The following is a 15,394-nucleotide window of genomic DNA, read 5'->3' on the forward strand; positions in this document are numbered from 1 at the left end:
AAAGTCAGTGTTTTTTATTTCAAAGCAAAAAATAATCAGCAGTGCAGGCCTGCATTTTGTTTGTAGTGAAGATTGTTGTTGCGGGCTTTGGGCCGCTGTTGGTTTTTTGCGCCTGGCGTTGGCCGGAAAAAACAGTGGTATGTAATTTTTATGATAACTAACTGATAAATAATTTATATCCATCGTTGTGTACTGGTTGTTTTTGCTTTGCCTGATGCAAGCTGGTATTCGCTTTGCCAAGGCAAAGCATCCTTATCTCTTCATTACAAACAACAGGGAAATTTTATGAAAAAGTTAGCCATTGCTGTATTAATGAGTGCCTTTGCCAGTCCGCTGTGGGCGGCAGATCTGCAGTGCCAGATTGGTTCACAGGTGGAAATTGGCGATTGTGACACCATGATTTGGGGTCAGGCCTATGCTCCGGCCAGTTTTTCGGTGGTGAATATCAGCAAACCCGTGTCTCAGGTGATCTGGAATAAACCAACAGCCTGTAAAAATCAGGGCACTTATTGTTCATTTAAAGCCAGATCAATGGTGACTTATATGGGAGAAGCGCTGGTGCTTTACACCGACGGCACCTATGAAGCAGTCAGTGGTAGTTTACGTTTTGAAGATGGCCGTTAATCAGGCTGTTATTGCAAGCCGGCTCTGACCGGCTTTTTGCATGATGCTGTGACGCTTAGTCAGGGTCACAGCTTTTTGCAGGCAAGGCCCCGGAGCCAATTGAGTTACAACCACTGTTGCAGTTTTTCCAGCAACAAAGCGGCGTCCATCGGTTTAGTGACAAAATCATTCATGCCAGCGTCCAGGCATTCCTGATGGAAATCTGCTGTGGCATGAGCGGTCAGCGCAATCACAGGTAAATGTTGCCAGCGTGCATCAAGACGAATAGCCCTGGTGGCAGAGTAACCGTCCATCACCGGCATATGTACGTCCATCAAAATCAGCTGATAACTGCCTGTTTCGAGTTTTTCCAGCGCTTCGGCACCATTTTCTGCAATATCCACACTAAAGCCGGCATGTTGCAGAATAATTCGCGCTAAGGTCTGGTTATAACTATTGTCTTCTACCAATAAAATCCGTGCCTGACGTATCTTTTGTTTTATTGGCACTGGTTTTTCCGCTGGCAACTGCACTTCGGTTGTCTGTTGTGGTGCCTGATAACAACGGGCGCTGAAACTAAAAGTACTGCCGACCCCAACCATACTTTGCACCTGAATACTGCCACCCATCAGTCGGACCAGACGCTGGGCAATACTCAGGCCAAGGCCTGTGCCGCCGTATTTGCGGCTGGTGGAACTGTCGGCCTGACTAAAAGCCTGAAACAACAAATCACATTGTTGCTGGGTCAGACCTATGCCGGTATCGCTGACGGCAAAATGTAACCAGATTTCGTCTTGTTGTTGGCCAGAGCCACTATCAACACTTTGCTGATCCACAGTTAATTTTACCTGGCCACTGCCGGTAAATTTCACTGCATTGCCAAGCAGGTTAACCAACACCTGACTGAGTCTTAACGGATCTCCCACTAAGAATGCGGGTAGCTGCGGGTTGATGCTAAATTGCAGTTCCAGTTTTTTCTGCCGGCTTTGTTCAATAAACAAATCCCGCACCTGCTGCAGCATATCACTGAGTTTAAAACTGATTTTCTCCAGTTCGAGTTTGCCGGCTTCTACTTTAGAGAAGTCAAGGATGTCATTGATAATGCTTAATAAAATTTTACTGGAATTGGTGATTTTGCTTAAATACAGTTGCTGTTCGGCAAAAGATTCTGTGTTTTGTGCCAGTTGCGAAAAACCAATAATTGCATTCATCGGCGTGCGGATCTCATGGCTCATATTGGCCAGAAACTCACTTTTGGCGATGACAGCTGCTTCTGCTTTGCTTTTGGCTTGTGACAGCTGCAACATGGTATTTTCCAGATGGCTGGTACGGTCGGCCACCAGTTGACTTAATCTTTGTTGTTCTTTTAACGCCTGTTGTAGCCGGTGCCTGACCCATAATCCCAGCAACAACATCAACAACAGCAGCAGCAAACTTTTTGCCCACCAGCTTTGCTGCCAGGGGGCTTTGATCTCAAACACAAAGGCTGTAGCGTCGCTGATATCACCAAAAGCATTTTTATATTGCAGCTGGAACTGATACTGCCCCGGGCTCAGATTGGTGTAGTCGCGGTAACTTTCTGCACTCCAGTCTGACCATTGTTCAGTAAAACCCCGCAACCGCACTCTGAATTGCAGATTGTCGGACGCTCCAAAGCGGGGGATCGCATATTCAAAACGCAGATTATTTTGCTGATCATCCAGTTGTAACTTGCCTGTTGCGTTTATTGGCAGCTGTTGGTTATTCACCAGTAAGCGCCGTAATAAAGGGGCTGGTAAGCTGCTGTTGTCTGTTGTTGTTAGTTTTGTTGTATCAAGCCGGAACAATCCTTCAGCACCACCAAACCAGATGACGTCTTTGTGATCAACCAGAATAACATCAAGCGGCGTGTCGGCCAGCGGATATAAAGGCGCAGTGGTCCAGTAAAAACCGGGTTCAGTGTGAGTTGAATTTTTGCTGTGTGCCGCCGGCAGCATAGTGGTGGCCGATGTATTTTGTTGTGTGCTTACCGGGACTGCGGCGCCGGCTTGCCGTTCTCCTGTCTGATTGTTCCAGCTTAGCAGCCATAATCTTTGTTGACTGTCTGCCATAGGCGTACGGATCCAGGGCTGTTCGTTAAATAGCAGCTGATAAGCCGGATCCGGGAAAAACTGTTGTAATGCAGCGTCAAAGCGATACAGCCCTGCGACAGTGGCAATTAACAAAGCTGAATTATGTTGTGACACTTCATTGCGATTGTTGCTTGGTAAACCGGCTTGTTGCAAAAACTGCGTGACAAACAGCCGGGGTCTGTTGCTGAGGTTTGCACTGCTGGCATCTGCAATAGGTGCAGGCTGGGTTGTTGCCAGAAGTGAGTTGTCCATGCTGTTCTGTGGCTGCAGCCGGTACAGGCCATGACCGAGGCTGCCAAGCCAGAGTTCGCCATCCTGCTGCTCTACCAGGCTGTTGATAGTACCGCTGACCTGAGGCACCAGTCCTTCAAATTGCCACTGCTGCCCATGCCGGTACATACTGGCCAAACCATTTTGTAAACCCAGCCAGATCCGGTTTGGATCTGTAACCGACTGCATTAACACCTTAGCCGGCAATGGCGGCTGCAATAACAAACGGCTTTGGCCGTCAGTCACGCTGAAAATGCCTTGATTACTGGCAACTATCAGTTCATCAGCAAGGCTCAGTAAGTCCCATGTTTGTTGCAAAATACCTTGTGCTGCTACAAATTTTGGTCTCTCGCTGCTGCTCTGGTTCAGATAAAACAAACCCTGACTGGTGCCGGCATACAGTTGCTGTTGATGGCGGATTAACGACAATACATTGCCATGCAGACCAAGCACATCATGGTATTGTGAAATGGCAGCCGATACTTCGACTCTGGCCAGACCATGATCCATCGCCAGCCACAACCCTTGTTGTTTGTCCTGATATAAAGCGCGGATATTGTCGCTTAACAGACCCGAGCTTTTATTCAGATGCTGTACCAGCTCACCCTGAGGGTTCAGCAGATATACCCCGTCTCTTGAAGTGCCAACAGCCAATAAGCCGCTGTTGAGTCTGATGCTGCTGTAAATCACCGCCTGACGTAATCTGGGGGTTAATTCAGTGTGCCATGGTTCTATACTCTGGTCCTTTAGCAAATAAAAACCATCACTACGACAACCCAGCAACACAGTGCCGTTGCTCCAATCTTCGGCCAGAATAATGTTTTTCCCACGCAGCGAAAGTGCCTGCGGCAGTGGTGACAATTGCTTATCTTTCAGTTCCAGCAGGCCTTGTTGTTCGTCCTGCACCAGAATACGGTTGGCGACAAAAAACGCTTTTTGGAAATGACTCTGGCTCTGAAATATCTGCACCTGCTCGTCGTTGATTAGAAAAATATGCTGGCGGGTGACAAAAACGGCCCCGTCGTCGGTGTAAAAACTTTGACGTACGTCCTGAAAATTACGGTATTGGGCGGCAATACGATGGGTCCAGGAATGGTATTGATTGCCGGAGGCTGATGGGTTGATATAACCCAGCTCAGCTTTGGCTCCGACATAAATGCGGCCATCAGTGCCCAGCGCCATAGAGCGCACCACCGACTGATTTGCGGTTCTGATGGTGCGCCAGTGTACACCGTCATACTCCAGTACACCGGCGTTGTTGCCAACATAGATCAGCCCACGCTGATCCTGCAGCAGTGCCCAGTTTTGGCTGCCGGCGTTATAATCTTTGGGTTTGTAGTTTTTGAGTAGTGGCAGGCCGGTTTCGGCCTGTGCAGCAAGGCAGACAAGCAACAACAATAAGCTGTATAAGGTGTGAAACAATAACGCTGGCCTTAACAACAGCAAGCGCCGCACAATGAATGTTGATGCTGATCCCTGCAACTTGTACCTCATCCTGAGCCAGTGTTGGCGTGCCTTAGCGTTGTGGTCAAACTTTCAGCAAAGGTTATAGCAGATGCCCAGGAGGCACAAGCAAAGGCAAGTTGTTACTCTTTATCTTTCATGATTTTATCCAGATACCCCATCGCAAAAGCCGACAACACAAAAGTAATGTGGATAAACAGATACCACATAATTTTGTCGTTGGGGATATTGCGGGTGTCCATAAAAATCTTCAAAAGATGAATGGAAGAAATAGCCACTATTGAAGCCGCGACTTTGTTTTTCAGCGAAGCTGAATCTACTTTGCCAAGCCAGCTGAGCTTTTCGTCTGAGTCATTGATATCAAGGCGGGAGACAAAGTTTTCGTAACCGGAAAACATCACCATCACAATCAAACCACCCACCAGAGAGATGTCGATCAATGACAGGACCACCAGGATCAGGTCCACTTCTTTGATGGCAAAAATGTTGGGCAGAATATGAAAAACTTCCTGAAAAAATTTAATACCCAAAGCCAGTAACACCAGACTCAGACCCAGGTAAATAGGCGCCATGATCCAGCGGGATGCATAAATCATTTTTTCCAGTAGTTTTTCCATCGACAGTCTCCAGTCTTATCAAGTCGTAGCGCAGTTGGACAAAAGAGCGCAGCTGTACAAAGTCAAAGCGCTGATCTGGTGGTTTTTCAAAAAAATTCAAGGCACTGTGCCAAATTGTTGTGCTTGATGCTGTACATTTTTGAAAATTATCGCACAATGCCTGCCACTGCCCGCAGTGGTGCGGGTGCTGTCCCGGCGCTGTGATAGCTTCGATTAAGTCTTGTCAAAGGAATCTTTTATGATGAAAAAAACCATGCTTGCGGTGGCGCTGGTGTTCGGCGCACAGGCTGTGGCTGACGAAGGAATGTGGCAGCCGCATCAGCTGCCGGAACTGGAGTCTGTATTAAAAAGCAAAGGTCTGGCGATTGATGCCAAAAGTATTGCCGAACTGACCAGTTTTCCAATGAATGCAGTCATTAGTTTAGGCGGTTGTACTGCTTCTTTTATCTCCAATCAGGGTTTGGTGGTGACCAATCATCATTGTGCTTACGGTAGTATTCAGCACAACAGCACTGCACAAAATAACTTATTGGCCAACGGTTTCCTCGCCAAAGATTTGGATGAAGAATTACCGGCAGCTCCGGGTTCTAAAGTTTTTGTCACTGAAGAAGTCAGCAATGTCACCAGGCAGATTAATCAGGAACTGACGCCCGCTCTGGTGGGTAAAGAACGTTTTGACAAAATTGACGAGCTGCGTAAAGCCTTAGTCGCCGAGTGTGAAAGCACGCCGGGTTATCGTTGTGATGTATACAGTTTTCATGGTGGCCTGGAATATTACCTGATCAAACAGCTGGAGATCCGCGACGTACGTCTGGTGCACGCACCAGCCGGTGGTGTTGGCAAGTTTGGTGGTGATATCGACAACTGGATGTGGCCACGTCATACAGGGGATTATTCTTTTTACCGTGCTTATGTGGGTAAAGACGGCAAACCTGCGGATTTTAATGCCGAAAACGTACCTTTTACGCCTCCTTCATTTTTAAAAGTGTCGGCCAAAGGTGTGCAGGAAAACGATTTTGTGATGGTGATTGGTTATCCTGGCCGCACCAACAGATACAACACAGCCTATGAAGTGAAAAATCAGTTCACTCAGCTGTTGCCGCTGTCGAAAAGTTACCGCGAAGAAACCATAGCTTTGATCAAACAACTAACGCCTGAAGGCTCGGAAGGGCGCATTAAATATGAAGCTATTCTGGCCAATCTGGCCAATTACGCAAAAAACTTCGATGGCATGCTGCAAAGTTACCAAAAGGGCGACACACAGCAACGTAAAGACGAATTTGAAGCTGTATTAAACCGTTGGGTCAAGTCTGACACCAGCCGTCAGGCCCGATTTGCGCCTGCAATCAAAAATCTGCAGCAGCTCATCGAAGAAGGTGCCGCTAACCAACAACGTGATTTAGTGCTGAATTATTTTGGTTATGCCCAGATGTTCAGTACGGCGCGTAAGTTATACCGTAATGCCCATGAACAGTTAAAACCTGATGCTGAACGTGAAACCGGTTATCAGCAACGTGACGCCCAGCGTTTTGAAGCAGGTTTAAAACGTATGTCCCGCAGCTTTGACCCGGCAGTGGATCTGGAAATTGCTTTGCATTTCCTGGAGCACTACAGCAAATTGCCGGCTAAACAGCGTTTGGCGGCTTTTGACAAGTTTTTTGGTCTGGACAGTGCCGCTTTTGATAAAAAGTTGATGCGGGAAAAACTGCAGGCCATGTACAGCACTTCTGCTTTAGCAGACGAAGTTGAACGTCTGGCCTGGGTCGGCAAATCGGTGGAAGACTTCCAGAAGAGTGAAGATCCGATGATTAAATTTGCCATCGCGATGTTTGACACCGATATGGCCGAAGAGCACAAAGGCAAAGAGTGGATGGGTAAAATGGCAGTGGCACGACCAAAAGTCATGGAAGCTGTGATTGCCTTTAATAAAACCCAAAACAAACCAGTGTATGCCGATGCCAACAGCACCTTACGTGTCACTTACGGCACAGTACAGGGTTATCAGCCAAAAGATGCTGTGACTTACAGCCCCTTTACCACACTCAAAGGCATCAGTGAAAAATTCACTGGTCTTGATCCTTTTGACGCGCCGGCTAAACAAATGGCGGCTATTGCCAAAGGTGATTTTGAAGGTTATCTGCACCCGCAATTAAACGCAGTGCCAGTAAACTTTTTAACCAACGTCGATACCACAGGCGGCAACTCGGGTTCACCCACTTTAAACGGCAATGCTGAGTTAGTGGGTTTATTGTTTGATGGTGTGATTGAAGGCATTATCGGCAATTTTGATTACGATCCTCTGCTTAACCGTTCTATCCATGTCGACAGCCGTTATATGTTGTGGCAAATGGAAAAAGTAGACGGTGCAACTAACCTTCTGAAAGAAATGGAAATAGTGCGTTAATAACAGGGGCTCTTGCCCAGAGTTATGCAAATAAAAAAGCGGACTTTGGTCCGCTTTTTTTATTTCAACAATTTGTTCGCCGGGTGGCTGTTTTGCAGCTGCTGGTTTCGTAAGCAGTTTCACCACAGTGTTGTTTATTTTCGCTGTAAAAAACCGTCATACAACCATTTATTCACCAACGCCAGTTTCACTTCGCTACTGAGCTCTCCTGGCAGTTGTGCCGGGGTAAATTCAGTATTGTTCTGCATAAAACGAACAGCTGCTTCTGCACCTTTGTGGATCAACGTTTGTTTGCCGGGGAAGCGCAAATCGGTGATTTTTTCGTTGCTTAACATCGCAGCTATTGCCAGCGGATGGTGGTGCACCTTGTCATGCAACGTCAGGGGGAGCTGGTTTTGCCCGCTTTGCCCCGCTGGCAGTTTGGCTAAATTTTCGACCATTCTAAGCTGACGAAATTGCAAAGCGTCCTGTAAAAACAGATCGGACTGACAAATATGGCGTAGTTTTTCAATGCCCTGACGGATCTGTTGATGCATCAGCGCAGCGCCTGTTTCGCCAGATAGCTGGTCGGGGCGTTGTCCCAAACCGGCGCGCAGTGGCCGGTCTAAATCAGAATAAAAATCCAGTGCTGCTGCAATAGCTTCACGGATAGTGACAGGTACAAAACCTATAGATAAATGTACAGATTCGCTGGTTGATTCAACGGTGTGTGCCGTGCCCCTAGGTAAATAGAGTAAGTCCCCTGGTTGTACATCATATAACTGATAAGGTTCCAGCGCTGGTGGACCTTCAGCCAGACTTTTCCACTTATTAGCCAGTTTGGGCTGCTGCTCCGAGATATACCATCTTTTAGTGCCAACCAGCTGGATCACTATCACATCAACATCGTCATAGTGCACGGGTGCTCTGGCATCCTGCTGACTCCAGAAACAAACAACGGATACAGGATTCTGAATAATAAATTCCAACGCTCTGGTAAACAGGCTGAGCTCAGCCGAAATATCCTGCAACTCGGGAATACGGACTGTATAACCCGTCTGATGATATTCATTGATCAACTGCTGAAATTCGCTGGCGCTTTGCACAGCTCTTGCTTCTGGCGGTGGTACTATAGGCTTATGGATATGACAGGTCAGGTTGGGCGCATAACTGGCAAAATTCGCCAATAAGGTTGCTTTTGGCTCCTGCCCTAACAATAAAAGTCTGTGCTCGTTGGGTTGCTGCAGCAAAGCTAAAGGCTTTTTGCCAACAATAAAATCAAAAAAATCGTCGTAACTATAAGGACTAAGGCTGTCCGTCAGAATTTTTTTTGCTTCGCTGAGGATCAATCTAACAATTCCGTTGTAAAGGTGATTTGAGGGCCTGAGGTATTATCTTACTGTGATATTGGCCGCGGAAGAATCAGGTTTGTGCACAAAATCGGCAAGTGGGCAGGCTTTTTTGTAAGGAAACGTTATGGTGAATCATCACTAAGGTAGGGCTTGTTGTTGAGGGTAAATGCTTAAGATTCTGTTTTTGGTGCTGCTGGCAACAGTATCGCATGCGGCCCTTATTATTGTTCGGCGCTGCGGGTTTGAAGCGACACTGGCAAGCATTTGATGGCTGATTGGTATTCAGTGCTTTTTGCAGTATGATAGAGCGCTTTAAAAACATGCTGCAGGGCTTGGCTGGTCTCGCATCCGACACTGGTCGGACATTTTTTCAGCAAAGCGCTTGACCCTGAGCTGGTAGGATTTTCTGGAGACTTGTGAGATGAAATTGCAACTGGTGGTACGCCGGGCTCCGGCCATGGCTGGGGTTCGTTGGTTGCAACAGGCCTGGGCGTTATTTAAACAATATCCGGGGCTTTGTATTCAAACCGTGATGCTGATTCACCTGACGTCTTTGTTTGGCGCCTTGCATCCTTTGCTTGGTGTCGTTGCCGCTTTGTTAAACCCGTTTTTAACAGCAGGTTTATACCGTTGTGTGGTGGCGATGCAGCAGCAACAACAAGTGTCCTTTAGTGATTTTTGGGAACCGCTGAAAGACGCCAGCATCAGAGCTGTGTTTTTACGGCTGGCCGCTGCCAATATGCTGTTGAGTATTCCGCTGACCCTCATTGCCACTCAACTGGTGACAGATATACAGGCTGGTGTGAATAATCTGGGGCTGATGTTTGTTTTTGTGATGTTACTCAGCCTGGTGATGATGATGTTCGCTTATGCCGTTGCCATTGCTTATTTTTTACGGGAACAAAGGTTATTCCCTATTTTGCAGGCCAGTTTATTAGCTTGCTGGCGTAACGTGCAGCCATTAACCCTTTATGGTTTGGTTGCGATTGGCTTGCTGATGACAGGGATCCCAACTTTATTTTTAACCTGGTTATTGGTGTTGCCTTTGTTATCCATCAGCTTTTTTCTGTCGTTCCGCGAGTTTTTTGCCTTAACTCCGGCTTCAGACAATAAGGTGGAATATCTTGAGGTCTGAGCAGACTGAACCGCTGACGGCGGCTGAGCTTAAAAAAATCGCCATCGATTTATTAAGCCGGCGCGACCACAGCAGACAGGAACTGGCGCAGAAGCTAAAACAAAAAGGTGGTTTAGACGACGATATTCAGCAGCTGCTGGATTGGTGTTGTGCCGAAAATTACCAGAGTGATGAACGTTATGCCGCGCTTTTGGTGCGTTCAAAAATAAACAAAGGGTATGGCCCGCTGTATTTGTCGCAGGCAGCAAGAGAGCAGGGCATCAATAAAGAATTATTAACCCGGACCATTGAAACACTTGAAATTGATTGGTTTGAGTTGGCGCTTGCCCAATACCAGAAAAAGTATCAGGGCAAGCCGGTAGAAGATTTTCAGGATAAACAAAAACGCATGGGATATTTGCAGCGGCGTGGTTTTAACGGCGCGCAAATACAGTACGCCTTAAAGCCGGATTAATAAAATTTCGTGCTGGAATAGGCTGGTAATAAATAAGGCTGTGGCTTTAAGGGCGACGGGTATATAGCCTAAGCCATTGAAGCTGCTGCCGGCCGTGGTGGATAGCACGACAAGTGAATGAGTCACCATGAGCATAGTGAACTATGTGATTGGGCGATTGAACCTGATAACTAACGTTGCGGCTTCATGGGCGACGGGTATATAGCCTAAGCCATTGACGCTGCTGCCGGCCGTGGTGGATACCACGACAAGTGAATGAGTCCCCATGAGCATAGTGAACTATGTGATTGGGCGATTGAACCTGATAACTAACGTTGCGGCTTCATGGGCGACGGGTATATAGCCTAAGCCATTGACGCTGCAGCGCGGCGACAAGTGAATGAGTCCCCATGAGCATAGTGAACTATGTGATTGGGGCGATTGAACGCGGTCAACAAAGCTGTGGCTTCAAGGGCGACGGGTATAACATAAAGACAGTAGGATTTGGATATGTACATGACATCAGCGCAACTCAGAAGCGCATTTCTGGATTATTTTGCCAGTAAAGATCACCAGGTGGTTGCCAGCAGTTCTTTGATCCCGGGCAATGACCCAACCCTGCTGTTTACCAATGCCGGTATGGTGCAGTTTAAAGACGTATTTTTAGGTCAGGACCAGCGTAGTTACAAACGTGCTGTTACTTCCCAGCGTTGTGTACGTGCCGGTGGCAAACATAACGATCTGGAAAACGTCGGTTATACCGCCCGTCACCATACCTTTTTTGAAATGCTGGGTAACTTCAGTTTTGGTGATTATTTCAAACGTGAAGCCATTGCTTTTGCGTGGGAATTTTTAACCGAAGTGGTGAAATTACCCAAAGAAAAACTGTGGATCACTGTGTATGCCACAGATGATGAAGCTTTTGATATCTGGACCAAAGAGATTGGTGTGCCGGTAGAACGTGCTATTCGTATTGGTGATAACAAAGGTGCACCTTATGCGTCAGATAACTTCTGGGCTATGGGTGATACCGGTCCTTGTGGCCCTTGTACCGAAATTTTTTATGACCATGGCGACCATATCTGGGGCGGCCCACCGGGTTCACCGGAAGAAGACGGTGACCGTTTTATCGAAATCTGGAACAACGTTTTTATGCAGTTTAACCGCCACGCTGATGGCCGGATGGAACCGCTGCCAAAACCAAGCGTAGACACCGGTATGGGCCTGGAGCGTATTGCCGCTATTTTGCAAAACGTACACAGCAACTATGAAATTGACACCTTCCAGGGCCTGATCAAAGCCGCTGCTGCCATTACCGGCACCACAGATTTAGACAATAAATCTTTGCGCGTTATTGCCGACCATATCCGTTCTTGTTCGTTTTTAGTGGCTGACGGTGTGATGCCATCAAACGAAGGTCGTGGTTATGTGCTGCGCCGTATTATCCGTCGTGCTGTACGTCACGGTAATCAGCTGGGCGCCAAAGGGGTATTTTTCAGCAAGTTAGTGGCTGAACTTGGTGTGCAGATGGGTGAAGCCTATCCGGAGCTAATTGAAAAACAAGCCATTATTGAAAAAGTACTGCGCATGGAAGAAGAGCAGTTTGGCAAAACACTGGAACGTGGTTTGTTGTTGTTAAACGACGCGTTGGCGAATTTAGGCGACAGCACTGTAATACCTGGTGAAGTGGCCTTTAAGTTGTATGACACTTATGGTTTCCCAATCGATTTAACTTCTGATGTGGCGCGTGAACGTGGTTTTAGCGTCGATCAGGCCGGTTTTGAATCGGCGATGGAAGCACAGCGTAAACGTGCGCAGCAAGCTTCGAACTTTGGTGCTGATTACAATCAGGCGTTAACTTCAAGCAATGTCACCGAATTTACCGGTTACAGCGAAGAGCACGGCAATGCCAAAGTGGTGGAAATTCTGCGTGATGGTGCAGCTGTGACCTCGTTAATCGACGGTCAGCAGGCGCTGATTGTGCTGGATCAAACCCCATTTTATGCCGAGTCTGGCGGCCAGATGGGCGACAGCGGTGTGTTAAAGCTGGCGGACGGCAGTGTATTTACCGTTGTTGATACCATCAAAGTAGGCAAAGCTTTTGCTCACAAAGGCACGCTGGCCGGTACTTTACAGCTGAACGACCGCGTAGAAGCTGTGATTGACAGCGCCCGCCGTGACGCTATTAAGAAAAACCACTCTGCAACGCATTTATTACATGCCGCCCTGCGTCAGGTGCTGGGTGAACATGTCACGCAAAAAGGTTCTTTAGTAGGGCCTGAGCGTTTACGGTTTGACTTCTCACATTTTGAAGCAGTGAAAGCCGACGAAATCCGCACCCTTGAAGTGTTGGTGAACCAGCAAATTCAGCAAAACCACGAAGTCAGCACCAGGTTGATGAATTTAGAAGCTGCTAAAGCGGCCGGTGCTATGGCGCTGTTTGGTGAAAAATACGATGACGACGTGCGCGTATTGTCGATGGGCGCTTTCTCCACTGAACTTTGTGGTGGTACCCACGTAAACCGCACCGGTGATATAGGCCTGTTTAAAATTGTGGTGGAAAGTGGCATCGCAGCCGGTGTACGCCGTATTGAAGCTGTGACAGGTGAAGGGGCTATTGCCCATCTGCATAAGCTGGAACAACAGGCACAGCTGGTGGCTTCAATGCTCAAAGGTGATGTGATGAGCATTGCCGAGCGTGTCACTCAGGCGCTGGATAAGAGCAAAGCGCTGGAAAAAGAACTGGAACAAGCCAAAGCGAAAATGGCCAGCGCTGCCGGAGCTTCTTTGCTTGAGCAAGTGGTGCAGATTAACGGTGTGAAAGTGCTGATTGCCAATTTACCAGGCGCGGATAGCAAAGCTTTCCGCACTATGGTTGATGAGCTGAAAGTGAAATTAGGCTCTGGTGTGATTCTGCTGGCAACAGCTGCGGATGATAAAGTCAGTTTAATTGCCGGCGTGACCAAAGATTTAACCGACAAAGTGCAGGCCGGTGCCTTGATTGGCTGGGCTGCGGAACAAGTCGGTGGTAAAGGCGGTGGCAAACCAGATTTAGCGCAGGCTGGCGGTACTAATGTGGCTGCTTTGCCAGGCGTGTTGGCCGCTGCAACCGGCTACTTAAGCGCGAAGCTGTAACAGCGTGGCGTTATTGGTACAAAAATTCGGTGGCACCTCGGTAGGGTCCACCGAACGTATTGAAAGGGTGGCGGAGCTGATTATCCGCACCATTCAGGCCGGCCATAAAGTGGTAGCTGTGGTGTCGGCTATGGCGGGCGAAACCAATCGTCTGCTTGGTCTGGCACAACAAATTGACCCCAAAGCAGCCAGCCGTGAACTTGACGTGCTGGCAGCCACAGGTGAGCAGGTCACTATCGCTTTGCTTGCTATGGCATTGATCAAAAGGGGATATCCCGCCGTATCTTTATTGGCCGACCAAATTTGTATTCATACCGACAATAAATTTGGCAAAGCCCGTATTACAGCAGTAGACAACCAACGTTTATTGCAGGAGCTGGAGCAAGGCCATATTGTGGTGGCCGCTGGTTTTCAGGGCCGTGATTTTGAAGGCAACGTGACGACATTGGGCCGTGGTGGTTCTGATACCTCAGCTGTTGCTTTGGCGGCGGCGCTTAAAGCTGATGAATGTCAGATATATACCGATGTGGATGGCGTTTATACCATAGACCCCCGCATTTGTGCCGATGCCAAAAGACTGAGCCTGATGCCGTGCAGCCATATGCTGGAACTTGCCAGTGTTGGCGCCAAGGTGCTGCATTCAAGGTCGGTGGAATACGCAGCGCTGCACAGAGTGCCGCTTCGGGTGTTATCCACCTTTAAACCCGATGCCGGCACTTTGATTACCTATGAGGATGATTTGATGGTATTGCCGACCATTTCCGGTATTGCCGGTCAGACGGGTGTGACTTTATTAAAGCTGCAGCAACTCAGCGCCAGCCAATTGCAACAAGTGATGCAAAGTCTGGCTGAGCTGAATATCGAAACCGATATGTTGCAGCAGGATGGAGAATGGCCACAACAACTGACACTGAGTTTTAGTCTTGCCACGGCAGATCTAAGCCAAGTGACTGATGCTGTGCAGAAAATAACAGAAAATAGTATGGTTTCTCTGCATCATCCGCAGCAGAACCTTGCTAAACTGTCGGTCGTAGGGGTTGGAATTAAATCTGATCCAATGTTATTAGCCAAAATATTCAGCATATTGCATGACATGAATGTGCAAATCTGGCTGATGAGTAATTCAGAAAGTCGTTTTTCAGTGTTGATCGCCGCCGAGTTGCTGGAGAAAGTTGCCAGGGCGCTGCATCAGGCTTTAGTCACCACAGAGAATTAATTCCAGGATTTTCATAAATTTGAAGCCTGAGTTATGATTGTGGACATGGACGCGACGGCAGTCAGACCAAGCGTCATTCAGTACAGCTGGAATTTTAAAAAGGATAGGAGCAAGCGAATGCTTATTTTAACCCGTCGTGTTGGTGAAACTTTAATGATCGGTGACGAAGTCACAGTTACTGTATTAGGTGTAAAAGGTAATCAGGTTCGTATTGGTGTAAATGCACCAAAAGAAGTCTCTGTACACCGCGAAGAAATCTATATGCGAATTCAGGCAGAAAAAGGCACTCCAGGCAGCTATAGCCAGGATGATGACCAATAATTCTGTTGCGCTAAATATTTGTTTTATCTGTTTTACTGTGTGATTTTTGCCCGTATTCGTTATTAATTGTTCAAATTGCTTAAAAGGTCGGCAAACAAACTTTTAAGCGGGAAAAAATGTTTGACATATTTTCCCAAGACATTAATATACGCACCGCAACGTAGCGCGGAGAGATGGCCGAGTGGCTGAAGGCGCACCCCTGCTAAGGGTGTATAGGGGAAACTCTATCGAGGGTTCGAATCCCTCTCCCTCCGCCAGTTGTTTTAGATTAGATGGACGCATAGCTCAGCTGGATAGAGTACTCGGCTACGAACCGAGCGGTCGGAGGTTCGAATCCTCCTGCGTCCGCCATCT

10 protein-coding genes and 2 tRNA genes are annotated in these 15,394 nt (G+C 47.7%); 9 read left to right on the forward strand and 3 right to left on the reverse strand.

The annotated features are described in order from the left end of the window. Positions 1-285: 285 nt before the first annotated feature. A complete protein-coding gene (locus RCH83_RS05270) occupies positions 286-624 on the forward strand; it encodes a hypothetical protein (protein WP_306519764.1) in 339 nt (112 codons plus the stop codon). 104 nt (positions 625-728) lie between these two features. Here RCH83_RS05270 and RCH83_RS05275 read toward each other — a convergent pair whose 3' ends face one another. Both RCH83_RS05275 and RCH83_RS05280 read right to left on the reverse strand, forming a co-directional pair. Further along, positions 729-4,424 carry a hybrid sensor histidine kinase/response regulator gene (locus RCH83_RS05275; protein ID WP_306519766.1) on the reverse strand — a complete coding sequence of 1,232 codons (3,696 nt, stop codon included), beginning with the start codon at positions 4,422-4,424 and terminating at the stop codon, positions 729-731. A gap of 146 nt (positions 4,425-4,570) precedes the next feature. After that, a complete protein-coding gene (locus RCH83_RS05280; protein WP_306519768.1) occupies positions 4,571-5,065 on the reverse strand; it encodes a TIGR00645 family protein in 495 nt (164 codons plus the stop codon). A gap of 238 nt (positions 5,066-5,303) precedes the next feature. On the opposite strand from RCH83_RS05280, the gene RCH83_RS05285 reads away from it, so the two are divergent. After that, positions 5,304-7,469 (forward strand): S46 family peptidase, encoded by a 2,166-nt coding sequence (locus RCH83_RS05285; RefSeq protein ID WP_306519774.1) that lies wholly within the window; start codon positions 5,304-5,306, stop codon positions 7,467-7,469. A gap of 134 nt (positions 7,470-7,603) precedes the next feature. Here the strand turns inward: RCH83_RS05285 and RCH83_RS05290 are convergent, their stop codons facing one another. Then, positions 7,604-8,797: a JmjC domain-containing protein gene (locus RCH83_RS05290; RefSeq protein ID WP_306519776.1), complete on the reverse strand. Its 1,194-nt coding sequence runs from the start codon at positions 8,795-8,797 to the stop codon at positions 7,604-7,606. A 424-nt stretch (positions 8,798-9,221) separates the two neighbouring features. On the opposite strand from RCH83_RS05290, the gene RCH83_RS05295 reads away from it, so the two are divergent. From RCH83_RS05295 to RCH83_RS05325, 7 genes are all read left to right on the forward strand, one after another. After that, positions 9,222-9,935 carry a hypothetical protein gene (locus RCH83_RS05295; RefSeq protein WP_306519778.1) on the forward strand — a complete coding sequence of 238 codons (714 nt, stop codon included), beginning with the start codon at positions 9,222-9,224 and terminating at the stop codon, positions 9,933-9,935. Beyond that, positions 9,925-10,389 carry a regulatory protein RecX gene (locus tag RCH83_RS05300; RefSeq protein ID WP_306519780.1) on the forward strand — a complete coding sequence of 155 codons (465 nt, stop codon included), beginning with the start codon at positions 9,925-9,927 and terminating at the stop codon, positions 10,387-10,389. Before RCH83_RS05295 ends, RCH83_RS05300 begins: the two co-directional genes overlap by 11 nt. A 495-nt stretch (positions 10,390-10,884) precedes the next feature. Beyond that, positions 10,885-13,503: an alanine--tRNA ligase gene (gene alaS, locus RCH83_RS05305; RefSeq protein ID WP_373689744.1), complete on the forward strand. Its 2,619-nt coding sequence runs from the start codon at positions 10,885-10,887 to the stop codon at positions 13,501-13,503. A 4-nt stretch (positions 13,504-13,507) separates the two neighbouring features. Continuing rightward, complete coding sequence (locus tag RCH83_RS05310) at positions 13,508-14,719, forward strand: aspartate kinase (protein WP_306519784.1); 1,212 nt, start codon at positions 13,508-13,510, stop codon at positions 14,717-14,719. Between the two features lie 117 nt (positions 14,720-14,836). Further along, positions 14,837-15,040: a carbon storage regulator CsrA gene (csrA, locus tag RCH83_RS05315; RefSeq protein ID WP_031568392.1), complete on the forward strand. Its 204-nt coding sequence runs from the start codon at positions 14,837-14,839 to the stop codon at positions 15,038-15,040. A 167-nt stretch (positions 15,041-15,207) separates the two neighbouring features. Continuing rightward, positions 15,208-15,297 (forward strand) — tRNA-Ser (locus tag RCH83_RS05320). A 17-nt stretch (positions 15,298-15,314) separates the two neighbouring features. Then, a tRNA-Arg gene (locus tag RCH83_RS05325) sits at positions 15,315-15,391 on the forward strand. Positions 15,392-15,394 lie beyond the last annotated feature (3 nt).

The organism is Rheinheimera sp. (assembly GCF_030824435.1).
Classification (GTDB): Bacteria; Pseudomonadota; Gammaproteobacteria; order Enterobacterales; family Alteromonadaceae; genus Pararheinheimera.

What these genes read in the sequence shown, in the direction of transcription:
- RCH83_RS05270 (WP_306519764.1), top strand. Translation starts at nt 286, where the DNA reads ATGAAAAAGTTAGCCATTGCTGTATTAATGAGTGCCTTTGCCAGTCCG.
- RCH83_RS05280 (WP_306519768.1), bottom strand. Translation starts at nt 5,065, where the DNA reads ATGGAAAAACTACTGGAAAAAATGATTTATGCATCCCGCTGGATCATG.
- RCH83_RS05285 (WP_306519774.1), top strand. Translation starts at nt 5,304, where the DNA reads ATGATGAAAAAAACCATGCTTGCGGTGGCGCTGGTGTTCGGCGCACAG.
- RCH83_RS05295 (WP_306519778.1), top strand. Translation starts at nt 9,222, where the DNA reads ATGAAATTGCAACTGGTGGTACGCCGGGCTCCGGCCATGGCTGGGGTT.
- alaS (WP_373689744.1), top strand. Translation starts at nt 10,885, where the DNA reads ATGACATCAGCGCAACTCAGAAGCGCATTTCTGGATTATTTTGCCAGT.
- csrA (WP_031568392.1), top strand. Translation starts at nt 14,837, where the DNA reads ATGCTTATTTTAACCCGTCGTGTTGGTGAAACTTTAATGATCGGTGAC.